The organism is Ochrobactrum soli, assembly GCF_003664555.1.
Lineage (GTDB): Bacteria > Pseudomonadota > Alphaproteobacteria > Rhizobiales > Rhizobiaceae > Brucella > Brucella teleogrylli.
Window position 1 is genome coordinate 19030 of record NZ_RCHH01000018.1, and the last position, 22829, is coordinate 41858.

A 22829-nucleotide genomic window follows, 5' to 3' on the forward strand; every position below is an offset into this window, starting at 1 on the left:
AGACCATGCGCTGGTCTCAGGCCGAGGGGAGTAGAAGAATGGGTAAGGTAACTGGTTTTCTAGAGATCGACCGTCAGGTGGCAAAGTACCAGCCAGCGTCGGATCGTATCCGCCACTTCCGCGAGTTCACCATTCCGATGACGGATGGTGAAGTGCAGAAGCAGGCTGCGCGCTGCATGGATTGTGGCATTCCGTTCTGCCATGGGCCGACGGGCTGCCCGGTGCACAACCAGATCCCGGACTGGAACGATCTCGTCTATAACAACAACTGGGATCAGGCGATCCGCAACCTGCATCTGACCAATAATTTCCCGGAATTCACCGGTCGCGTCTGCCCCGCACCTTGCGAGGAAGCCTGCACGCTGAACCTCGAAGACACGCCGGTTGCGATCAAGACGGTCGAGCAGGCGCTGGGCGACAAGGCCTATGAGCTTGGCTATATCGTGCCGCAGCCTGCCGCCAACAAGACCGGCAAGTCGGTTGCCATCATCGGTTCCGGCCCGGCTGGGCTTGCCGCTGCACAGCAGCTGGCGCGTGCCGGTCACATGGTCGATGTCTATGAGCGCGAAAGCCGCCCCGGCGGTCTGCTGCGTTACGGCATTCCGGATTTCAAGATGGAAAAGCACCACATCGACCGCCGCGTGGCGCAGATGGAAGGTGAGGGCGTCCGCTTCCTGTGCGGCGTGAATATCGGCGTCGACAAGCCGCTGCGCGGTCTTCTCGATACCTATGATGCCGTGCTTTACAGCGGCGGCTCCGAAACCCCGCGCCCCGCAGGCATTCCCGGTGCCGATCTGGAAGGCGTTTTCGACGCCATGCCTTATCTGGTGCAGCAGAACCGCCGCGTCGGTCGCGAAAACATTGAATCCGTCGCCTGGGCTTCGGCTCCGATCCTCGCTGGCGGCAAGCACGTCGTCGTGGTCGGCGGTGGCGATACCGCATCGGACTGCGTCGGCACGGCCTTCCGTCAGGGTGCGGTCAATGTGACCCAGCTCGACATCCGCCCGCAGCCGCCGGAAAAGGAAGACAAGCTCAGCGTCTGGCCTTATTGGGCGACCAAGATGCGCACCTCTTCCAGTCAGGCTGAGGGTGCTTCGCGCGAATTTCAGGTCGCAACGCTGGAATTCATCGGCGAAGAAGGCCGCCTGACCCATGTGAAGTGCTGCCAGGTGGACGAAAAGCGCAAACCGATTGCCGGTTCGGAATTCTTCATCAAGGCCGATCTTGCATTCATTGCCATCGGCTTTGCCGGTCCGGGTGAGGACAGCGTGATCAAGGAACTGGGCGATAAGCTTGATGTCGCAACCGATCGTCGCGGCTCCAAGTCGGTCAAGGCCAATGAGCACGACTATCGCACCAATGTCGACAAGCTCTATGCGGCAGGCGACGTTCGCCGCGGCCAGTCGCTGGTCGTCTGGGCGATCCGCGAAGGCCGTCAGGCCGCACACGCCATCGATGCTGATCTGATGGGAAGTTCGGTTTTACCTCGCTAAAGCTACGATATTTCGACCTATAAAGTGCACCGAAAACAAAAAGCCGCATCAAGATGCGGCTTTTCGTTAGAAACGGGAACAGTTTCAGTTCACAAGATCCCGGCCTTTGGTTTCAGGTGTGGTGATCATCACATAGATTGCGGGAATGGCCATCAGTGTTGCATAGACCGCAACTGCGAAGGGTGTACCGAATATTTCGAGCAACCATGTGCCGATGATGGGGGCGAGCGCTCCGCCGAGGACTGTGGCGACCGAATAGGATGTCGACATAGCTGTATAGCGAACACGTGCAGGGAAGAGTTCGGTGAAATAGGCCGACATGCCGCCCACGATAATGCCGTGGAAAGAGAGGGTCAGCACCGTTGCCCATGTAAGCGTCGCAGTGTCTGCGCCCGGAGGCAAGCTGAAAAGCCAGAAGCCAGCGCCGATACCGCCGACGAGCCCTACCAGCGTGACTGCCCGGCGTCCGATCCGGTCAGCGGTCGCGCCAGCGGCGAGGATGACCGCGACTTCGGCAATCGAGCCGACGAACAATGCGCCCAGCGCTGCCTCACGTGGCACCTTGAGAAACACAGTGGCCAATACGATGAAGAATGTGGAGAATAGGTAGAACAGTGCGCTTTCGCCAGCCTTGACGAACAGGACGCGCAGCATGTTTCCGCCCTGGGTCGAAATTGCTTCGCGCAGCGGGGCTTTGACCGGTTCAGTTTTCTGTTCCTGAAGTTGGACGAAGGCGGGCGATTCTTCGACCTTGCGACGGACCCAAAGGCCAAGACCGATCAGCAGGATGGAAGCAATGAACGGGATACGCCATGCCCATTCGACAAAGGCTTCCGATCCGAAATGACCGATGACGGCACCGATAACGGCTGTGGCGATCACATTGCCAGCCGGTCCGCCGATCATCGGAAAGCCGGTCCAAAGCCCACGTTGTTTGGCTGGAAGGCTTTCCGCAATCAGCACCAGTGCGCCAGTGGATTCACCACCAATGGCAAAGCCTTGCAGCAGGCGCATGAGAAGAAGCAGGAGCGGTGCGAACACACCGATCTGCTGGTAGGTTGGGAGCAGGCCCATGGCGACCGTCGCGCCGCCCATCAGGAATAGGCTGATGACGAGCGCCTGTTTGCGGCCGATCCTGTCACCCAGAACGCCGAAGAACCAGCCACCCGCCGGGCGGGCAATGAAGCCCACGGCCTGGGTGGACAGGGCTGCGATCAATCCGGTGATCGGATCGACAGCCGGAAAAAATGCGGTGTTGAAAACAAGCGCGGCGCAAAAGGCGAAAACCGCGAAATCATACCACTCGATGATCGTGCCGGTGCTGGCCGCGAAAAGAAGTCGTATCGACGATTTTTGCGTCTGCGCGGCGTCCACTGTCCCCGCCGGTGCTGATGTGCTCATGGGTGCTCCTCCGCTGCACAGAATCTTAAAAGCCGGTTCCTCGATACCGGCTCCCTATAATCGTATCATTTGCAACGATGTCAAGTTCATTGCAATAGCAACGTTACATATGCAATGAACTGGAGTGGCATTTTTAGGAGGTATGCAGACCGCAGGAGCGACGGGCAACGCTTAATAGTGGTGTGAACCGCCCGGGGAGCAGACGATGTTTGAGGTCTTCCGTGAACCGCAATCTTTACGATCTTCGGATGGGCCGTGTTTGTGAAAAAGCCTTTGAAATTGTTCGTCCATTCCGTGAAACTGTTTGAAATGCAAAGACTTTGTGAGGGGGTATGTAATGCGTATGGAAACGTTCTTTCCCTATCGGCTTGCGATTGTCGCGGAAGCATTTTCCCGGCAACTCGTTGCAGTCTATGGCCATAAATATGGGCTGATGCGAGAAGAATGGCGTTTCTTGTTTCTGCTTGCGGAGGCAGGGTCCATCGATTCGGTGCAGCTAGCCCAGCGCACATCGCTCGACAAGGTGCAGGTCAGCCGCGCCGCCAGTCGGCTTGAGGCAAAAGGTCTGATTGTCCGCGCCGTATCCGAAGAAGACCGGCGTTTGCGGCACTATGCCATCACGAATGTGGGACAGGCCCTGTTTCAACAAGTCTTTGGCGAGGTCGATGCCAGGGCCAATGCCATATTGGGCGCCATGTCCGAGCCGGACAGGCAGGCGCTGGAAACCGGCATTGCCGCGCTGCACAACGCCGTAAGGCAGGTGACTGCGGCAGAATAAGACGAACCCTATCGCGCGGGGTGCGCGCCGGAGAGGCGCGCAAGCCCGTCGAGAAAATGCCCGGCGTCCGGGCCCAGCTCTTTCAGGATCTCCGCCTGAAATTCGTCGGCGATCTTGCCAAGGCGATGCATCAGCGCTTCCCCCTTGGGGGTGAGGGCGAGTACAATCAATCTGCGGTCGATATTGTTATCCGACTTGTGCAGCAGGCCAGCACTTTCCAAACGCGTTGCAGCCCGGCTGACAATCGACTTGTCGAGATTGACGCGGGTGTTGATGTCGCGAATGCTGACTTCGCCGCTACGATAGAGATGCGCCAGCACGCGCCATTCGGGAATGGTCAGCCCTGCCTCGGCGGCGTAGCGTCTTGAAAACCGCTCGCTGATCCGCTGGGCCACGACACTCAGCTGATAGGGCAGGAAACTGTCGAGTTCGAACGCCATGCACGTCTCCTTTTTGCAGGAAAGGAGCAGAGTTTCATTGCAAATACAACGGAAAAACAAGCTCTGCACAAGAAGCGTTGACTTCGTTGCATTCGCAACGTTATTATCGTTGTTAGTGCAACGAATTTGCCGGGAGGAATAATCATGACCATTCAAGCGATCCCGCAGGGCATGGTCCGCGCATCGGTAACGACCGGAACCGTAGAGGGCTATATGCCCGGTTTCGGCAACGACTTTGAAACCGAAGCGCTGCCGGGCGCATTGCCGCAAGGCCAGAATTCACCGCAGAAATGCAATTACGGGCTTTATGCCGAGCAGCTGTCCGGCACCGCTTTCACCGCGCCCCGCGGTCAGAACGAGCGGACCTGGTGCTATCGCATTCGCCCGTCCGTTCATCATACGGGCCGTTTCAAGCTGATCGACGTGCCGTACTGGAAAACTGCGCCCAATCTGCCGGTCGGCGATCCGCAGCGGCGCAATATCACCAGTCTTGGCCAGTATCGCTGGGACCCCATCCCGTTGCCGGGGCCGGACGAAGACCTGACGTGGATCACCGGTATGCGCACCATGACCACGGCGGGCGATGTGAACATCCAGATCGGCATGGCAAGCCATGTCTATCTGATCACCCGCTCGATGGAGGACGAATATTTTTACTCCGCCGACAGTGAATTGCTGATCGTACCGCAGGAAGGACGTCTGCGTTTCTGCACGGAGCTTGGCATCATCGATCTTGAGCCCAAGGAAATCGCCATTATCCCGCGCGGTCTTGTCTATCGCGTCGAGGTGCTTGAGGGACCATGCCGCGGTTTCGTCTGCGAGAATTACGGTCAGAAATTCGATATGCCGGGTCGTGGTCCTATCGGCGCCAACTGCCTTGCCAACCCGCGCGATTTCAAATCGCCGGTTGCAGCCTATGAGGACAAACAGGCGCGCTCGCGTGTTGTCATCAAATGGTGCGGCCAGTTCCACGAGACATGGATCGACCATTCGCCGCTCGATATCGTGGCGTGGCATGGCAATTACTGCGCCTATAAATATGACCTGCGCACCTATTCTCCGGTCGGGGCGATTCTGTTCGACCATCCCGATCCGTCGATCTTCACAGTACTGACAGCACCGTCGGGTCAGGAAGGCACGGCCAATATCGACTTCGTGCTGTTTCGCGAACGCTGGCTGGTGGCGGAACATTCATTCCGCCCGCCATGGTATCACAAGAACATCATGTCCGAGCTTATGGGCAATATTTATGGCGTCTACGATGCCAAGCCGCAGGGCTTCGCGCCGGGCGGCATCAGCCTGCACAATTGCATGTTGCCGCACGGGCCGGACCGCGACGCATTTGAAGGCGCGTCGAATGCGGAACTGCGCCCGGAAAAGCTCGACAATACGATGAGCTTCATGTTCGAGACCCGCTTCCCGCAGCATCTGACGGAATTCGCCGCGCACGAGGCCCCCATGCAGGAAGAATATATCGAGGTCTGGGACCATCTCGAAAAGAAGTTCGACGGCACGCCCGGCGTGAAGTGATGCGCGATGCATCGGGTGCTTCGGTTTCCAATTCCGGGCACTCGAAGACGATGATTTTGAAATGAGGAGATGGACATTGGCTTTGATCCGGTCCTGGGTGGAGAGCGCCAATCATGCAGATTGCCCCTTTCCCCTGAACAATCTGCCCTATGGTGTGTTTTCGGTCGACGGTGATGCACCGCGTTGCGGCGTTGCCATTGGCGATATGATACTCGATCTCGATAAATGCGAAGCGGCGGGCCTCATCGATGCCGATGGCACTTTCGCCCAGCCGCAGCTCAATGGCTTCATGGCGTTGGGCCGCGCCAGATGGGACGAGGTGCGGGTAGCGCTGACGGAGCTTTTGCGTGAAGGCGGCGACACCAGCCTGCCCTTGATGCCAATGGCCGATGCGCGGTTACATCTGCCGATCCGCGTGACGGAATTTACCGATTTCTACGCATCGAAAAATCATGCCTTCAACGTGGGCGTGCTGTTTCGCGGGCCGGAAAACGCTTTGCCGCCGCAATGGACCCATATGCCGATCGGGTATAATGGCCGCGCCTCCTCTGTGGTGGTGACGGGCACGCCGATCCGCCGCCCCATGGGACAGACCAAAGGCGAACAGGGGCCGGTATGGGACCGCTGTAAAAAGCTCGATCTGGAACTGGAGTTGGGCGCTATCGTCGGCATCGACAGCACGATGGGCGAACGCGTTAGCGTCGAGCAGGCGGAGGACATGATCTTCGGCTATGTGCTGCTCAATGACTGGTCCGCCCGCGATATCCAGGCTTGGGAATATCAGCCGCTGGGGCCTTTCCAGTCAAAGGCTCTGGGGACGACCATTGGTGCATGGGTTGTGACGCAGGCCGCACTTGAGCCGTTCCGCAGCGCAGGCCCGGAGCGCGTCAATCCGCTTCTGCCTTATCTGCAGGAAGACCGGCCGGGATTGTACGATCTCGCCATCGGCTGGACCATGAACGGCCAACGCATGGCAGAGACAAATTACAATGTCATGTATTATTCGAGCGCGCAGCAACTGGCGCACCATACCGAAACCGGCTGCCCGATGCGGGTTGGCGATCTGCTTGGTTCCGGCACGATTTCCGGGCCGAGCCTTGAACAGACCGGCGCGCTTCTGGAAATGACGCAGAACGGCAAGAAACCGGTTACGGTGAATGGCGAAAGCCGCACCTTCATCGAGGACGGCGACGAGATTGCCTTGTTTGCGGAAGCGAGAGGCGATGGTTATCGCATCGGTTTTGGACCCTGCGTCGGCCAGATTCTTCCGGCACAGCCATGACGGTGACTTTATATGATTACTGGCGCTCGTCTTCGGCCTATCGCGTTCGTCTCGCGCTGGCCTTGAAGGGGATTGCCTATGATCGGGTGCCGGTAGACCTCACTGCGGGTGCGCAGTTTTCGCCCGAGCATCTGGCGCTGCATCCGCAGGGTCTTGTGCCCGTTTTGAAAATTGACGGGTTGGTGCTGGTGCAGTCGCTGGCGATCATCGAATATCTGGACGAGACGCGGCCAGACCCGGCCCTGCTGCCGCGCGATGCAGCGGGCAGGGCGCATGTCCGCGCATTGGCTGACGCAATCGCCTGCGAAATCCATCCGGTTTCCAACCTTCGGGTCTTGGCGCAGGTCGAAGCGCTCGCGGGCAAGGAAGCCCGCGCAGCGTGGAACAAGGATAATATTGCTCGTGGTCTGGCTGCTTTCGAAAAGCTGCTCGACCATCGGGGTTTTGAAGGTCGCTTCTGCTATGGCGACACGCCGGGCATGGCCGATTGTGTGCTGGTTCCCCAGCTTTACAATGCAAGCCGTTGGGGCGTCGAATGGGAGAACCTTCCGCGAATTGCGGCAGTGGCAAAGGCTTGCGCGGCGCTACCGGCGTTTGAGGATGCGGCTCCGGACCAGTTTCGGCCAGAATAGGCAATTTGCATAGACAGACAGAAAATCCCGGCACAAGTGCCGGGATTTTTGTTTTCGGCATCAGCTTTTTGCTGCCGTGACATTGATCGTGACGGCAATCGTCTTGGACACCCATTCCGCAGCCGGATCGGAAAACATCCCGAGATTAAGCGCTGCGCGATCAAGCTCGATATTGCCGTCCACGGTGGCGATGTTACCTTCCGGTTTGTAGGTAAAGGGCAGAACGACCGGCACGGCCTTGTTCTTGATCGTCAGGATAGCGTCGGCTTCATAGCGCTCGCCGCCGAGCGAGCGGAAGCTCTTGGTTTCGAAATGCGCTTCTGGAAAGCGCCGGGGATTGAACCATTCCCCATTCTTGAGCGAACTTTCCTGCGTGGCATCGCCGGTTGTGGCCGAGCCGGTATTGACTGTGATCACGGCTTTCGATCCGGCAAGATTGTCGGGATCGAAGCGAATATTGCCGGTCCACTCGCTGAAATGCCCGGCGAAGTCCTTGCCTGCATGGGTGCCGGTGAAGCGGATGGCCGATACAGCCGGATCAATAGCCCAGCTGGTGGCATTGGCGTCTGCCGTTGTGGCTTCTGCGGCTGGGGAGGCCGCCACCGGCGTCGCTTCTGCGACGGTCAGCTGTGCTGGCGGAGGGGTGGTGGGCAGATGCATGGTAAAACCCGCAAGCCCGATCATGACGATGAAGGCGATCCCGAGGCCGCGTGGCAACATCGCCCTTCCGGGAAGCGCCGTGTCCCCATGATCTTTCGCGCGCAGGAAAGGCAGCATCTGGGCCAGCACGCCGTCGCGGTCAATCAGCTGGTGTTTCAGCGCGGCGGCAACATGCAGGACAATGAGAGCGGCACCCCCATAGGCCATATAAGCATGGGCGCCCATGGCACCGAAGGCAACATTGCGCATGCCGTCCATGGCTGGAATTGGTGGAACGTCGAACAGACCGAACCACGAGGTCGATACCATCAGCGGGCGATCCGTGCTGATCGCCCAGCCGGTCGAGACATAGGCCCAGCCGGTCAGTGGAATGGCCAGCAGCAGGGCATAAAAGGCAATGTGGGTTGCGCGCGCCAGCACGCGTTCCCAGTCCTTCATGTCCGATGGCAGTGCCGGAACCGGGTGGGTCAGGCGCCAGATCACGCGAAGCAGGGTCAGGGCCAGAATGGCGAAGCCGATGGATTTATGCAGCTGGAACAGCTGATAGGCGAGCTGCTGCGTGTCCGGTTTGTTGATGGCCCTCACCATCCACCAGCCCATCGGGATCATGGATATGACGAGAATGGCAATCGCCCAATGCAACAGAATGGCAATCGCGCTGTAGCGGGAGGACGTTGAGCGGGGATGAGTGTTCATGGTCATCCTGACGGGTCGGTGCCCAGATGTCGCCATTGCGACACCGGGCAAAAAAACTTCGTGATTGAAATGTCGCAAGCCCACCGGCCCGGCTTGGGAGGAGGCGCAGCCGGTGGGTTTCAGTCAAGCGCGCGTCAGCTCGCTTCCTGAATGAACTCCCCATCGAAACGAATGGTGATTTCCGGGCCGACCGGGCCAAGCGGCTGACCGAATTCGGTGCGGTTGAAAGTGCCTTCAGCGGCAAATCCGACCGCAGGCACGCCTTCATAGGGATGGCTGTCGATTGCGCCTTGGAGCGTCGCCTTCAGTGTGACGGGTTTGGTCACACCCAGAAACGTCAGGTCGCCTGTGACATCAGCCGTTGTTGCGCCGGTCGACGTGACCTTGGTGGACTTGAAGGTGATTGTCGGGTGGGCGTCACTGTTCAGGAAGTTGGGCGAGCGGCTGACATCTTCGTCCCAGGTTGCATAACCGGAAGAGGCATGCGTGGCCTTGTAGTCCGCCGGATAGGCAGTGGCGACGGAAGTGGGATCGATGGTCACTTCGATCGAGGAATTTTCGATTTTGGCCGGGTCGAGCTTCAGCGTAGCCTCAAACTTGTTGAAGCGGGCGGTATAGTTGGAAATCTGGTTATGCTTCAGGGACCACAGCAAGGCTGCATGTGTCGGATCAAGCTTGTAGGTCCCAGCCGGTGCCGTTGCCTCGCTTGCCGCCGATTGGGCGAAGGAAACGCCCGTTGTTGCGCCGAGCATTCCCAGAGCGATGACTGCAGAGAAAATGCGCTGCCCGTTCGTTTTCATAACCAAGAATCCCTTCTGTTTTGATTGACAGGGGGATTATGAAAAATGAGGGCATACACGTTGAAATGAATTAATGTTGAGGAACATCCTCTTGAAATGACTAGCCATCGAAACGGTTCATTTGAATGGTTTCCGGGAGAGCCGATCCGATATTAATATTAGAATATTATTTTATAAAAATCGGCAATACGGTATAATTTTCCGATATTTATAGCCGCCTTTTCTGGGGGAATACGTGCAAAACCACCCTTATCGGATTTAATTTCGCCGACGCGACAGGTCGATTCAGCCGCAGCAAGCGAACCGCATTTAGCCGGCCAATGCGGCGCTCAGCAGCAACGCGCCGGTAAGCGCGATGAAAAGGGCGGCGCAGACCTCGATTGCTGCCTTCAATCGCCCGGACATGGCGTTGCTGCCCGCAAAACGCAGGGCGACATTCTTGGCTGTGACCGCCAGTGTGGCGAGAAAAGCCACGGTGAGAAACGTGCCGAAGGCCATGGCGAAAACGGAGAGTAATCCGCCCAGCATCAGGCCGTTGAGCAGCGCGAAGGTCAGCACGATCAGGGCCCCGGAACAGGGGCGAAGACCGACCGAAAAAATCGCCGACCAGGCCGTTGTCCAGTTGAAGTTGTCGCCAAGTGTCGAGGGATCGGCGATATGGGCATTGCCACAGGCGGCGCAGACATCGCTATCCCCGATGAAGGCGTGGTCCGTCGCAGTCGCCGCCGCTGCGGCTGGCTTGTAGTTGAGCTTGACCGTGCTGCCGCCTGCTGCCGCGCGCGTGGCCTGCGAAATGCTGCCCTGCCATGCCGGGCCGCTTGCCATGGCCGGTTGCGGTGCACTCGCAAAAAGCGGTGCTGCGTTTTTGGGTTTGCGGAACAGAAGCGGCAGCTTGCGGGCCAGAAGCCACAGGCCGAAGAACAGGACCAGCGCGAAGCTGGCAATCTCCATATAGCGCGCCGTCTGGTTCATAGAAATGCCGGTGCCGCGCAGCACGAGCCATGCGAGGCCAACAACGACAATCGCCATAATGGCCTGCAACAGCGACGAGATGAAAGACAGGAAAATGCCGCGCCGCAGCGCTGTTTCATTGGCGATCATATAGGAGGAGATCACCGCCTTGCCGTGGCCGGGACCGGCGGCATGAAATATGCCATAGATGAAGGAAAGAGCGATGAGGATGGACGCCTGCCACGGGTCTTCGCGCATGGCTTTCAGCGCGGTGGTCATGGCCAGATAGAATGCGCGCTGCTGCTCGTTCATCCAGAGAATGATATGCGCGAACGGTCCGGTCGGCGTCATGGCCACTTCATTCGCACCGATGCCAAGCGACGATTGCGCAAGCGCCTGCGCGGCGAGGATCGTCAGACCAAAGGTGAGTATGAGCGTTGCCGTTTTCTTCATCGGCTCGTCTATCCTTTCGCGGCGCAGTCGATTTCAAGGCGGGTGGCGAAAATCTTCGACATGTCGGTGCCCGCCGGATCGTTGAAGAAGGCCTCGGTCAGCGTTGCCTGATTTTGCGCGATGGCCTGATCGGGATCGGGGCGCACGACGGTCGATTTGCAGCCCTGCGGCAAACCCTTCACCACAAGTTCCTTGTCGTCCACATAGTCAATCGCGGTATAGAATGTCGGGTCATAGACGCCGAAACTCACCTTGTGGCCGGGCTGCAGCTTGAGCGGCTTGGCGGGCTTGCTGGTGAAGACGATCAGCAGGCGGTTGTCGGTAAAGGTCGCGGCAAGATCGTTGGGTCTCACCATCGCGACATCCTTGGCATCCTCCTGAACGGTCTGGAAATATTTGAACTCTGCAATGGATTCATTGATGACATGGCCGAGATCGATCAGCTCTTTATGGTCGAGCTTGAGATCGCCATTCTTGTCGAATTCCATCAGCACGGTTGACGAAAACACATCGTCGAAGCGCCAGACATGGGCGAGCTGCTGAACCGTGCCGTCCGGCGCAATGGTGAGTTCCAGACGCGCTTCGGCAAAGACATGCGGGTGGGCAAGCGCCGCCGTCGGCACGAGGCCAGCAGCCAGAAGGGCCGCTGTGGTGGTCCGGGCGAACCGGGCTTTGAACCGCGATGACGAAACCTGCATATAGTCTTTCCGTAAGTACTACCTAATGCTCGAAGCCGAAGACGGCGAAAGTGGGACACATAGCCCAAAACGCCGATAGTTTTATGAAGTCGGGCTTTTCGCGGCTCCGCCTTGCTCCCGTTCCTTGAACCATTGTGTGAGAAAATCCACAAGCGCGCGGATTTTCGCCGGCAGATAGCGCCGATGCGGATAGACCGCATAGATGCCGCCGTCCCGCACGATAAATTCGTCGAGACAGGCGACCAGCCTGCCGCGCTCGATTTCTTCTTCGGCGATGAAGGCGGGCAGCGAACAGAAGCCGAGACCCGCCAGAGCGGCGTTTTTGGTGGCGACCGGGCTGTTGACCTCGATGGGGCCATTGACCGGCACGGTCATCATCGAGCCATCCGTGTTGCGAAAGTGCCAGTTGTTGCGTGAGCGGGCATTGGTGTCGATGATGCAGGGCCTGTCGGTCAGGTCTTCCGGTCGTTCGGGCTTGCCGACGCGGGCGATCAGCGCCGGTGCACCGCACAGGATGGAATGGAAGGGCGAAAGCCTCTTCGCGATGAGGGAAGAATCCTGCAAGCGCGTGATGCGGATCGCGAGGTCGAAACCTTCCTCGACCAGATCGACAAAGCGGTCGTCCAGCCGCACGTCGAGCACGATTTCAGGATGCGCAAGGCAGAAATCGATCAGCGACTGGCCGATCACCGCATCGGCAAAGGTGCGTGGCGCGGACAGTTTTATGCGCCCGCGCGCATCGGAACTGGTTTCACTGACGGCATCCTGAAGCGCGTCGATTTCGCGGATGATTTCCACGGCCCGGTGGTAATAGGTGTGCCCCGCCTCGGTCAGCGAAAACTGGCGCGTGGTGCGGTTGAGAAGGCGCGCACCCAGCTCGTCTTCCAGCTCGCGCACATATTTGGACAAAAGGGCTTTGGAGCGCCCGATTTTTCGCGCTGCGGCAGAAAACCCTTCCGCCTCCACCACGTCGATAAAGGCGCGCATACGTGTCAGCGTGTCCATCTGTTTTAGCCCCGCGTTTCAAGAATGGTTTTGCCAAGCGCGATCAGCGCCCGGTCGCTGCCACGTGGCCCGATGAGAGATATGCCGAAGGGCGCGCCGTGCACTTCGCCCAGCGGCCCAAGTGGTAATGTGATTTGCGGCAGACCCGAAAGCACCGAAAGACAAAGCAAGCGCAATGCCTGTTCACGATAGGCCTGCAAGGCCTCGAAAGGTTCGTTTGCGAGCGGTGCCGCTCCGGGGACCGTGGGCAAAGCAAGCACGGCATGATCGCCGATGATCGCCTCAAGCTCCTGCGTGAAACGCGCGCGCCTCGTCCGCTGTTGGGCCACGATCTCGGGCGTCATCTGCGATCCATAGGTAAAGCGATCAACGACACCCGGGCCGAGCTGGCGTTCGCCGGAGGATATCCATGCGCCGTGGCTTGCCCAAGCTTCGGCGCCCTGTATCTGCCGGAAGGCGAGATAAAGTTCGTCGATGGACAGGGTTGGCTGACTCGCCGCCTTCAGGCCCGAAAAATGCGGGCGAATTGCCCCGAACATGGCGCGATAGGCGTCGGTTTCCGCCTGTCCGAGCAGAAGCTGCTCCAGAACCGGCATATAGAGAAGCTGGGTCAGCTGAAACGACTGTTCGTCTCCACCCAGCAGGACCGCGCCCACCTTTTCATAAAGCGAGACGTCGCGTGCAAACCAGCCGATCGTATCGAGTGACGGTGCGAGCGGCATGATGCCTTCAAGCGGGATGCGGCCGTGGGTGGTGCGCAGGCCAACAAGGCCACAGAAACTGGCAGGCGCGCGGATCGACCCGCCCGTATCGGAGCCGAGCGCAATATCGGCGATCCCGCCTGCGACTGCCGCCGCGGAGCCCGACGACGACCCGCCCGTCACGCGGTCCGGCGCGGCAGGATTGATGGGATGGGGATAATGCGAATTCTGCCCCATCAGCGAAAAGGCAAGCTCGTCCGTCTGGGCCTTGCCGATGACTTCGGCACCAGCGCCAAGCAGCTTTTCGACCACGGGAGCGGATTTTTGAGCGGGGGGTGATTCGACCAGAATCTGCGGATTGCCGCATCCGGTGACCATTCCAGCCAGATCATATATGTCCTTGACCGCCAGCCGCTCGCCGAAAAGCGGTCCATTTTCCGCGTGGGGAAGGGGATTTTCGGGCTTCGCGATGATCGCATTGAAAGGATCGAAGGTGGTCATTGTTCACCATTAGGGGCAGGAATCTGCCTGTATTTTGAATAGAAAGTGAAGATTTCCGATGGAATGTTTCACTCTTGCTGAACAATGGCAAGCGCGCTTTGCCTCCAAAACGGTCGAAAAATAAATTCATTTCGACAAAGATTTGTCATTGAATGGTCACGGCTTTGCGCTTATATCGCCCTTGCCCAAAGTCGCACGTGCCTGTGGGTGTCCGCCGATCCTCGAATGGTGAGGAATTCGGTACGGTACCTGGACCTAACCGCTCCAGTCGATCTGTTGGCCAACCGCCAGATCGAGGACATCTTGAAGCAACGACGGTGCGGGCCTTTCTGGTGTCTTTCGGCTGTCCAAAAGCCGAAATTACTGAAGAGGCACACCTTCATTGCCGGTAGTGCGGATGCGGTTCTCCAATTCCAATCCAAGGCAGACAAAGCGGAATAACGCGGATCTAGCGTTGTTCCAACGCCGCATGCTCTTTCGTGTGATATCAGCGCCTCCAAAGGCTGACTTCGCGGCGAGGGTCTCATGCACCTTTGTCTCTTAGAGAATTTCCTGCCCCTTGGGGGTGGGGCGATGCTCTAAGTATTTGTTTTTATGCGCATTTGTCAGAAAAGGCAGCAACTTTTCGCGATTGCGCACCAAAAACGGCCCGGTTAGGGTCGCCGCAGGAGAACGACCATGGCTACACAGCGCATTATTGATTTCCTCAACACCCGTCGCCCGGACGGTCCCTGCCTCGTCGTCGACACCGATGTTGTCCGCGAGAACTATCAGAGCTTTGAGAAGGCATTGCCCTATTCCCGCATTTTCTATGCGGTGAAGGCCAATCCTGCGCCGGAAATCCTGCGCCTGCTCGCTTCGCTCGGTTCCTGCTTCGATACCGCATCGGTTGCCGAGATTGAAATGGCGCTGGAAGCCGGCGCAACACCGAACCGTATTTCCTACGGCAACACCATCAAGAAGGAGCGCGATATTGCGCGCGCTTTCGAGCTGGGCATCCGTCTCTACGCGGTCGATTGCGTGGAGGAAGTCGAGAAGGTTGCGCGCGCCGCTCCCGGCAGCCGCGTGTTCTGCCGCGTTCTGACCGACGGTGAAGGCGCCGAATGGCCGCTGTCGCGGAAGTTCGGCTGCGTGCCTGCAATGGCCGTGGACGTGCTGCGTCATGCCAAGGTGTTCGGTCTCGACGCTTATGGCGTGTCGTTCCATGTCGGCTCGCAGCAGACGGACCTTTCCGCCTGGGACCGCGCGCTTGGCGATGCGGCATCGGTGTTCCGCACCCTTGCCGATGAAGGCATCGTGTTGCGCATGGTCAATATGGGCGGCGGTTTCCCGACCCGTTACCTCAAGGACGTGCCGACCGCTCAGGCTTACGGCATGGCGATCTTCGACGCGCTGTCCAAGCATTTCGGCAACCGCATCCCGGAAACCATCATCGAACCGGGCCGCGGCATGGTCGGCAATGCAGGCGTGATCAAGACCGAAGTGGTTCTGGTCTCCCGCAAGGCGGACAACGACAATGTGCGCTGGGTCTATCTCGACATTGGCAAGTTTGGCGGTCTCGCCGAAACCATGGACGAGGCGATCCGCTATCAGATCGTGACCCCGCATGACGGTAGCGAAACCGAGCCTTGCGTACTGGCTGGCCCGACCTGCGACAGTGCGGATGTTCTTTACGAAAAGACGCCGTATCCGCTGCCGGTCTCGCTGACCATCGGTGACGAAATCCTCATCGAAGGCACGGGTGCTTACACCACCACCTATTCGGCGGTGGCGTTCAACGGCTTCGAACCGCTCCGATCCTACGTCATCTGATCTTTCAGGTTTAACCCTGAGGATCCTCTCAATCTGTCTGGTGCCGCAAGGCACTAGACAGGGTGTGCTGCTGCCGCTTTGCGGGGATAGATGTGATGAATGCAATTCACGATTTTCAGGACAATGATGCCGCTGGCTTCGTGCCGGGCTTTGCCCCCGTTGCTGCGCCTGCTTTTGCGATAGCGGGCGAGACGGTAGAGCATGTGCTGGCGCGCGAGGCGCTGCTCGACCGTGCCATGGGCGAAGGTCGCCGCAGAAAGTCTTCGGAAAAGCTGCGTCGCGGTCGTCTTCCCGCCGCAGGGCTGGCCTTTGCTGCCGAGAGCGCCGATGGCGCTCTCGCTGGCACCGTTCGCCTGTGGAATGTGCAGGCTGGCATCGACGCCTTCGGCTTTCCGGTTGCCGCGCTGCTGCTTGGGCCGCTGGCTGTGGATCCGTTGGCTGCCGGTTGCGGCCTGGGTTCGGCCCTGATGCGTCATGCGATTGCCGAAGCAAGCACGCTTGGCCATGGCGCGATCCTGCTGGTGGGGGATCCGGAATATTACGAGCGTTTCGGCTTCACGGCAGAAAAGACCGGCGAACTGGCCATGCCCGGCCCTTATGAAAAGCGTCGTTTTCTGGCGCTTGAACTGAAGCCCGGCCACCTCGACGGTGCCCACGGCGTTCTGCGGGCAAGTGGCCGCAAGGTGCCGCGCGCCGCCTGAGACTATCTTGAAAGCCGCAGCAGCCGTCCGAAATTGCGGACGGCTGTGATGGCAAACCCCGCCAGAAGACCGGCGATCAATCCTGCAATCACCACCAGCTTGCGCGATTTTCCCGAAGGATCGAGCGGCGGACGCGCTTCCGAAAGCACACGGATATTGACCGTGTTGAGGCCTTCCTGTTCGCCGGTTTCGCGCGAGCGCAGGAGGAAGGCTTCATAGACGGAGCGGCGCGCTGCCGCTTCCCGCTCCAGTTCGCGCAGCTTGACCAGATCGCCATTATTGTTGGCCTGTTGGGCTTTCAATTGCGCCAGACGAGCCGACAATTCCTTCTCCTGCTGAACCGAACGTTGCACCTCGACCTGAAGCGAGGAACGCACGCGGCGCAGTTCGGCGTCGATATCGCCGAGGATTGCGCCTGCCTGCGATTGCGCCTGTATCAATTGCGGATGGCGGGGCCCCAATTGCGAGGACATGCCGTTGGCCGCCTGTCTTGCCTGCGCATATTGCGCGCGCAAAGTGGTCAGTGTGTTGGAACGCAACTCTTCCGGCAATGTACCGGCCACCACATTGTCCGATGTGGCGCTGTTCATCACCTGCGTGCGGGCCTGCAACCGCATCGTTTCGGCGCGCTGGTTGGAAAGCTGCTGGTTGAGGTAGCTCAAATCGCTATCGCTGATCAGTTTGCCGTCAACATCCACGAGATCATGCGCGGCGCGGAAATCGGCTGCTGCCGTTTCCGCCTGCTCGACGCTTGCGCGCAGGCTGGCCAGCCGGGTGGATAATTCTTCCGATGTGCGGCGCGTTGCGTCGGATTGCATCGAGGCAAGCTCGTTCTGAAACACCGTGCTGATCGTATTGGCCAGTGAGGCCGATTTTTGCGCATCGCGGGTTTTGACCGAAATCGAATAGATGAAGGTCTTGGCATCGCGAGCGATGGTCATCGCCTTGTAGAGATTGTAGAGAACCCGCGTTTCCAGCGCCTGACCGTCGCTTGTCTTCTTAGTGGACAGCATGTCGCGGATCTGCGCGAAGAAACCGGCCACACCGGTTGGCACCAGCGTCCCGTTAAATTCCGGGTCTTCAGTAAGCTTGGTCTGGTCGATCACCTTCAAAAGCACGCTGCTGGAACCGATGATACGCGCCTGGCTTTCCGCCACCGCCAGCGAGGCGTCGGTGGGCAGCTGGCCGGGGGTCAGTTCGGTGCCCACCGTTTTGATGTTGCGTGGATCGACCAGAACATCGGTCGTCGCCACATACATGGTCGGCATGGAAAGTGCGATCAGCACACCGGCAATGCCGCCGAGAACGGTGGTGACAAGCAGTAGCTTGCGCGATCCCTTGATGACGTCGATTGCCGCATAAGGGTCGATCAGCGGACGCCAGCCATCGCCGGAATCACCGTTTCCGGCCTGTGGGGCGGGTTGCGTGGTGGCGGGTGGGGTCGCGGCCCCCGGTTCGTGATGGTTTGTTTCATCAGCAAGCGGCGGCTCGCTTTCGCGCGCGACCCGCTTGCGCCGCTGGCGCTCGACCAGCTTGCGGTCAAGCTCGGTCTCGATGGCCGCAAGCCGTTCCTGCAAGGCTTCGAGTTCTTCCTCGGTCAGCCGCTCCGGGTTGAGATCGTGCGTACGAGTGAAATCCTCGCGCTCCTCTTTCGAAGCGGGGGGAGTCCACGGGGGTGTTTGGGGAGGTGCCTGGGGTGGCGTCGGAGCGTTCGATGTCCGGCTTACGGCAGCTGGCGCGTCGGAGAATGAGAGAAGGGGTTTCCCGCTCCCCTCTTTATGACGCTTATCATCGCTGCTCATTGCCTGAAATATCCGAACTCTGAAAACCCGTTTGGGTTGAGACTGTAAGTGCCTACGGGAAAAAATTGGTTAATGTTATTGCAATTCTCCCGATGGAAAATGCAACCGGTTAACCATTCAATATCGTATGCCGGGTTTTGCGCTGGCTTTTCGCTTCGGCCCGTGAAACATGCGAGATCATGAGCGATGCGACGAAGACAAAGGTTCGTTGGTGATAGCGAAAGCATTTCAAAAAATGGATCGCCTGAAATCTGGTCTCAAGTCCGGCCTGTTCAGGGATTATCTGTCGCTCGTCTCTGGTTCGGTCGGGCGGCTCGTGGTTTCGCTGGTCTATTTCATCGCGCTTGCCAATACCCTGCCAACCGGCGATTTCGGCATTTTCGCAACCGCATCGGGCACGGGCGTCATGCTGTCCCGCATTGTGTCGTTAGGCTTTACCTCGCCGCTTTATCGCATCGCCACCGTCAAGCCGCATCTTCTCGGTACCTATAGCGCGGGTTATCTCATGGCGGTGGTGGGATCGCTGCCGCTTTTCGCGCTCTGCTCCTGGCTCGTCTATCTGGTCTTCTTCAGCCGGGATATCACGTTTTTGCCTTTCGCCATTATCATCGCGGCGGAAGCCCTGTTCTGGCGGTCGGCGGAAGTCATCATCATCGTCAATAACGGCCTCAACCGTTTCGGCATTTCGGCAAGCCTCGTCATTTTCGGCACGGTCACGCGCGCGGTTGCGGCGGTGCTGTTCACCTGGATGGCGACGGTGCATGACGTCGCCCACTGGGCATGGTGGTATCTTGCGGCCAATGCCGCGGCGCTTGCCGTGTCGATCTGCTTCTATCCGCGACGGAAAATTCGTTTCCGGCCAAAACTCTATATGCGCCGCATCGCGGATTCGGTTGCGGTCGCCGGGGCGGAACTGCTTTTCTATGTGCAAAGCGAGCTGGACAAGTTGCTGGTGCTGAGTGTTGGCGGGCCGCAAATAGCCGGGCTTTATGCCATTGTCATGCGGCTGGTCGATCTGACGGCGCTGCCGGTACGCTCCTTCAACATGATGCTGGTGCAAAAGCTGATGCGCAAGCCCGACATGCTGTCGAGCCTGCGTCTGCGCGCCGGGCTGGAAGCGTCGGTGTTTGCCGTCTCAACGGGCGGGCTTGCGGTACTTGCGATCTTCCTCTGGGTGTTTCCCAATGCGCTCGGCGCCAATGTCGCGGCCATTGTCAGCCTGCTGCCGCTGGTTCTGCTGGTGCCGGGGTTCCGCAATCTGATCGAATACCAGACCGAGCTTCTCTATGCGCGCGGCCAGTCGGGCCTGCGGACGCTCAGCCTCGTTATCATGACGGCTGCCAAGGCTTTGTTTGTCTGGCTTCTGCTCAGGCATGCCGCTGGCGGCAATGACTGGATTGCGGGCCTCAATCTTGTCTTCGGCGCGCTTTATATCCTGTCGCTGGTCTTCACCTATACGAGCCTGAAGCTCCCAGCCAAACGAATTTAAGGTCAGCCGCTGGTGATGCGGCGAATATCGTCGGCTGAAAGCCCCAGAAACGACTGCATGCAAATGGCAACCTGATAGGGTTCCATTTCGGTGATGAAGGCGCGGAATTCCGCTTCGGTCGGCGGCGGCTCGAACCACATCACCCGGCACAGATCATGCGTGTCGGTAAAGTGACCGGAACCGTTCAGCACATCTTCCACATAGCGGCCATAGATGAAACATTCCGAGAAACGGCGGTTCATCCCGATGCCCGCCACCCAGTGGCGTCCGGTCTGCTGTTCGATGCGCTCGCACATGGAAAGCATCGTGTCGCGCCGCCATGCGATCAGCTGGCCGACATAATCATTGAGCGAGGTTTTCGTCTCGGGAATGCCGAGAATTTTTGCCGCATTGGCCGACCAGAACGGATGCTCCGTCCATTTCGGATCGGCCAGCGCATTGGGGCGCACGAAGAGGCGCAGCCGCTCGCCATGCCACAGGCTGTTGCAATCGAATGGATGCAGGAAAACCGTATCGGAATCCATGTAGAGAAAGCTGTCTTCCTCCAGCAATTGCGCCACCGCGATGCGGCGCAATTGCTGCACATGCCAGCCGCGCAGCGGTTTTGTTTTGGGCGACAGCCAGATGCGGCGCTTGCCGAACGATGTCGGATCGGGAAACACGCGCAGCCAGGACGGCAGTAACTCGCGCTCGTCGATAATGATGCGGCGCGGCCCGGCCAGCTGCCGGAAAAGCGGGACATCGCGCGGTTCGACAAGGATATAGTGATTGGTGAAGCCGCTGACATGACGGTCCACGGTCTCGCACAGCAATTTGCAACGCTCGAAATCCTTGTGGTAGCTTGCCGTTACCAGTGCCGTTTTCATCGCTTGTCCTGTCTGAAATATCCCGAAACTGCATGCTGCACGACCCGCCACAGGAAAAGCGGATTGCCGACGAGATAGCGCCCGGCCAGCCGGCCCGGCTCACGCATCAGCCGGTAGGCCCATTCGAGGCGCATGTCGCGCACCCATTGCGGCGCGCGTTCGGTGGCGCCTGCCTGAAAATCGAACAAGGCGCCAACCGCGCAGGCCATGGTGCAATGCGCTGCCGTGATATGGGTTCGGATGAACAATTCCTGCAAGGGCACCCCCATAGCGACCAGCACGATGTCCGGGCGATATTCCGCCAGCCGGTCGAGGATGGCGGTCATCTGGTGGCTTCCGAAAAACCCGTCCGCAAAGACCCGATAGTCGTGCTGCGGCGCGCGGGCGCGAAAAGCTTCGGCAGCCTGTTCGGGGATGCCGGGCCGCCCGCCGATCAGCCCGATGCGCAGGGGCCGCTTGATATGGCCGAGAAGGCGCGGCACGAAATCCGTTCCGTTGAGATTGGCGGGAAATTTCTGCCCATAGGCGATCTTGCTTGCAATATCGACGCCGACCCCATCCGGCAGCACGAGAAAACTCTGCAAGGCCTGCCTATAGGTCGCATCCGCATGGGCAACATTGGCGCAATGGGCATTGAGCCATGCCACGCGCAGGAATTGTCCGTCTTCGAGCGCCTTGTCGAAAAAGTCGAGCGCTTGGTCCCAGTTGAAACCGGTGACCTTGATGCCGAGAATATTGCGGGCGTGAACGGGGCTTGGTTCCGGCATCATTGCGCTCCGTCCGCACGCTTTGACGCGAGACGGAGCGCATCCAGCCCGCGTGAAAGCGCCTGATCCATGCCGTCGATCTGCGAGCGGGTAAACGCCTTGCCGTCGAGCATCTGACGGTCACCTGCGCGGGCTTTGGCAATGCGCGTCTGGATCGCCGCTGCAAATGCCGCTGGCGTGTCGGCAAGGGTGCAGTTTTCAGGAATGCGGGCGATGCCGCGCACAGAATGCGCGGTGGCGACGCTTGGCATGCCAAGCTCGAAGGTTTCGATGGTCTTGAGCTGAACGCCCGTGCCTGCGCGGCTGATCAGTGGCACGACGGCGCAGCTTTCAACGAAGGCGGTAGCGTCCGGTACTTTGCCGACGAAATTCACGCCCGGCCATGCGGCAATCAGATCAGCTGGCGTGCTGCCGGCGATCGCGATGGATATATTTGCGGGCAGCAAAGGCCTCACTTCTTTGAGGAACCATTCAAGGCCAATCCGGTTCGGGTGCCATGTCCAGGTGCCGATCAAGGCGAGGTCATAGGCGATATCGCGTTTGGCCGATACGCGCCCGGCTGGCATGACCAGCGGGAAGGTCGCGGCTTTTGTCTGCGACAGGCCCAACGCTGGCGCATCATCCTCGGCAAAGGTGAAGACGAAATCTGCATTGTCGCAGAGCCGCTTTTCCAGCCGCTTGAGAATGCGGGCTTCGCGGGCGAACAGAAGTTTCTGGATGATGCCCTTGGCGTCTTCGGCGTTTTCGCGCGCTGAGCGGTGTTCCACATTATGGGCGACAAAAAGCGATGGCTTGTCGCGAAATACCGTTTCGAACGCGCCCGGCAGGGCAACACCATTCAGCACATAGGCGTCGAAATCGCCGCAAGCTACGATGGCGTCATGAAATTTCATCGGGGAAATGACGCGCAGCTTGGCGGAGGAAACCGTCAGCCCGGTCAGGAAGGATTTGACCACCCAGCCGATTTTCTGCGCCGCACTTGCGCCTTCGGTGCGCACTTCCACTTCGCCCAGCACGACGACATCACGGTCGGTTGCAGCCTTGCGCCCGGGCCATGTGAAGCCGATGACCGTGACCTGTGCACCCGCCCGGCGCAGCCCGTCGATGACAGCGGCATTGGCGACTTCATATCCAGTCGAAGCATCTTCGTGGGGTACGAGGGATGTCACGAAGACAAGACGCAACGGTTGCAATTCGACTCCTGCGGATATGCCGTATTTCTTATTCCCCGATTCATAGCCGCGCGGTGTAAATGATCCTTAAACGCTCGGCTGGTAATAAGGGCTTGAAAACAATTTGTTGAATCGGATGGAGCGCTGTTTTTCAGTACAACCGCACCGATTGAAGAATTGATGTGGCATAGAGAAGTTT

The 22829-nt window shown here is 59.0% G+C and carries 20 protein-coding genes; 8 read left to right on the forward strand and 12 right to left on the reverse strand.

The window, feature by feature from the left end:
* Positions 1–38: 38 nt before the first annotated feature.
* The gene (locus D8666_RS20585; protein ID WP_121539232.1) at positions 39–1493 is read left to right on the forward strand and encodes a glutamate synthase subunit beta; all 1455 of its coding nucleotides are present in this window, start codon (positions 39–41) and stop codon (positions 1491–1493) included.
* An 84-nt stretch (positions 1494–1577) separates the two neighbouring features.
* On the opposite strand, the gene D8666_RS20590 is transcribed toward D8666_RS20585, so the two are convergent.
* Positions 1578–2894: an MFS transporter gene (locus D8666_RS20590; RefSeq protein WP_121539233.1), complete on the reverse strand. Its 1317-nt coding sequence runs from the start codon at positions 2892–2894 to the stop codon at positions 1578–1580.
* Between the two features lie 337 nt (positions 2895–3231).
* On the opposite strand from D8666_RS20590, the gene D8666_RS20595 reads away from it, so the two are divergent.
* Positions 3232–3672, forward strand: coding sequence for a MarR family winged helix-turn-helix transcriptional regulator (locus D8666_RS20595; RefSeq protein ID WP_121539234.1), 441 nt, complete (start codon positions 3232–3234; stop codon positions 3670–3672).
* Between the two features lie 8 nt (positions 3673–3680).
* Here the strand turns inward: D8666_RS20595 and D8666_RS20600 are convergent, their stop codons facing one another.
* Complete coding sequence (locus tag D8666_RS20600) at positions 3681–4112, reverse strand: MarR family winged helix-turn-helix transcriptional regulator (RefSeq protein ID WP_109367760.1); 432 nt, start codon at positions 4110–4112, stop codon at positions 3681–3683.
* Positions 4113–4256: 144 nt separating this feature from the next.
* Between D8666_RS20600 and hmgA the strand changes: the two genes are divergently transcribed.
* From hmgA to maiA, 3 genes are all read left to right on the forward strand, one after another.
* Complete coding sequence (gene hmgA / locus D8666_RS20605) at positions 4257–5642, forward strand: homogentisate 1,2-dioxygenase (RefSeq protein ID WP_109367759.1); 1386 nt, start codon at positions 4257–4259, stop codon at positions 5640–5642.
* A 61-nt stretch (positions 5643–5703) separates the two neighbouring features.
* Positions 5704–6924 carry a fumarylacetoacetase gene (fahA, locus tag D8666_RS20610; RefSeq protein ID WP_109367758.1) on the forward strand — a complete coding sequence of 407 codons (1221 nt, stop codon included), beginning with the start codon at positions 5704–5706 and terminating at the stop codon, positions 6922–6924.
* Positions 6921–7556 carry a maleylacetoacetate isomerase gene (maiA, locus tag D8666_RS20615; RefSeq protein ID WP_109367757.1) on the forward strand — a complete coding sequence of 212 codons (636 nt, stop codon included), beginning with the start codon at positions 6921–6923 and terminating at the stop codon, positions 7554–7556. The genes fahA and maiA overlap by 4 nt, the downstream gene beginning before the upstream one ends.
* A 60-nt stretch (positions 7557–7616) precedes the next feature.
* On the opposite strand, the gene D8666_RS20620 is transcribed toward maiA, so the two are convergent.
* The 6 genes from D8666_RS20620 to D8666_RS20645 form a co-directional block, all read right to left on the reverse strand.
* Positions 7617–8912 (reverse strand): cytochrome b/b6 domain-containing protein, encoded by a 1296-nt coding sequence (locus D8666_RS20620; RefSeq protein WP_235859031.1) that lies wholly within the window; start codon positions 8910–8912, stop codon positions 7617–7619.
* Positions 8913–9046: 134 nt separating this feature from the next.
* Positions 9047–9712, reverse strand: coding sequence for a YceI family protein (locus tag D8666_RS20625; protein ID WP_109367755.1), 666 nt, complete (start codon positions 9710–9712; stop codon positions 9047–9049).
* A 309-nt stretch (positions 9713–10021) separates the two neighbouring features.
* Positions 10022–11116, reverse strand: coding sequence for a nickel/cobalt transporter (locus tag D8666_RS20630; RefSeq protein ID WP_109367754.1), 1095 nt, complete (start codon positions 11114–11116; stop codon positions 10022–10024).
* An 8-nt stretch (positions 11117–11124) separates the two neighbouring features.
* Positions 11125–11814 carry a DUF1007 family protein gene (locus D8666_RS20635; RefSeq protein WP_121539235.1) on the reverse strand — a complete coding sequence of 230 codons (690 nt, stop codon included), beginning with the start codon at positions 11812–11814 and terminating at the stop codon, positions 11125–11127.
* Between the two features lie 81 nt (positions 11815–11895).
* The gene (locus D8666_RS20640; protein WP_109367752.1) at positions 11896–12819 is read right to left on the reverse strand and encodes a LysR family transcriptional regulator; all 924 of its coding nucleotides are present in this window, start codon (positions 12817–12819) and stop codon (positions 11896–11898) included.
* A 5-nt stretch (positions 12820–12824) separates the two neighbouring features.
* A complete protein-coding gene (locus D8666_RS20645; RefSeq protein ID WP_121539236.1) occupies positions 12825–14021 on the reverse strand; it encodes an amidase in 1197 nt (398 codons plus the stop codon).
* Between the two features lie 678 nt (positions 14022–14699).
* Between D8666_RS20645 and odc2 the strand changes: the two genes are divergently transcribed.
* On the forward strand, positions 14700–15833 hold the full coding sequence (gene odc2 / locus D8666_RS20655) for an ornithine/lysine decarboxylase (protein ID WP_109367749.1): 1134 nt from the start codon (positions 14700–14702) through the stop codon (positions 15831–15833).
* A 95-nt stretch (positions 15834–15928) separates the two neighbouring features.
* Complete coding sequence (locus D8666_RS20660; protein WP_109367748.1) at positions 15929–16534, forward strand: GNAT family N-acetyltransferase; 606 nt, start codon at positions 15929–15931, stop codon at positions 16532–16534.
* A gap of 2 nt (positions 16535–16536) precedes the next feature.
* On the opposite strand, the gene D8666_RS20665 is transcribed toward D8666_RS20660, so the two are convergent.
* On the reverse strand, positions 16537–18336 hold the full coding sequence (locus D8666_RS20665; RefSeq protein ID WP_109367747.1) for a GumC family protein: 1800 nt from the start codon (positions 18334–18336) through the stop codon (positions 16537–16539).
* Positions 18337–18547: 211 nt separating this feature from the next.
* Between D8666_RS20665 and D8666_RS20670 the strand changes: the two genes are divergently transcribed.
* Positions 18548–19825 carry a lipopolysaccharide biosynthesis protein gene (locus D8666_RS20670; RefSeq protein WP_109368026.1) on the forward strand — a complete coding sequence of 426 codons (1278 nt, stop codon included), beginning with the start codon at positions 18548–18550 and terminating at the stop codon, positions 19823–19825.
* 2 nt (positions 19826–19827) lie between these two features.
* On the opposite strand, the gene D8666_RS20675 is transcribed toward D8666_RS20670, so the two are convergent.
* Genes D8666_RS20675 through D8666_RS20685 form a run of 3 tightly spaced genes read right to left on the reverse strand, consistent with a single transcriptional unit; the run spans position 19828 to position 22651 of the window.
* The gene (locus tag D8666_RS20675) at positions 19828–20691 is read right to left on the reverse strand and encodes a DUF6492 family protein (RefSeq protein ID WP_109367746.1); all 864 of its coding nucleotides are present in this window, start codon (positions 20689–20691) and stop codon (positions 19828–19830) included.
* A complete protein-coding gene (locus tag D8666_RS20680; protein ID WP_109367745.1) occupies positions 20688–21458 on the reverse strand; it encodes a WecB/TagA/CpsF family glycosyltransferase in 771 nt (256 codons plus the stop codon). The genes D8666_RS20675 and D8666_RS20680 overlap by 4 nt, the downstream gene beginning before the upstream one ends.
* Positions 21458–22651: a glycosyltransferase family 4 protein gene (locus tag D8666_RS20685; RefSeq protein WP_121539237.1), complete on the reverse strand. Its 1194-nt coding sequence runs from the start codon at positions 22649–22651 to the stop codon at positions 21458–21460. The genes D8666_RS20680 and D8666_RS20685 overlap by 1 nt, the downstream gene beginning before the upstream one ends.
* Positions 22652–22829 lie beyond the last annotated feature (178 nt).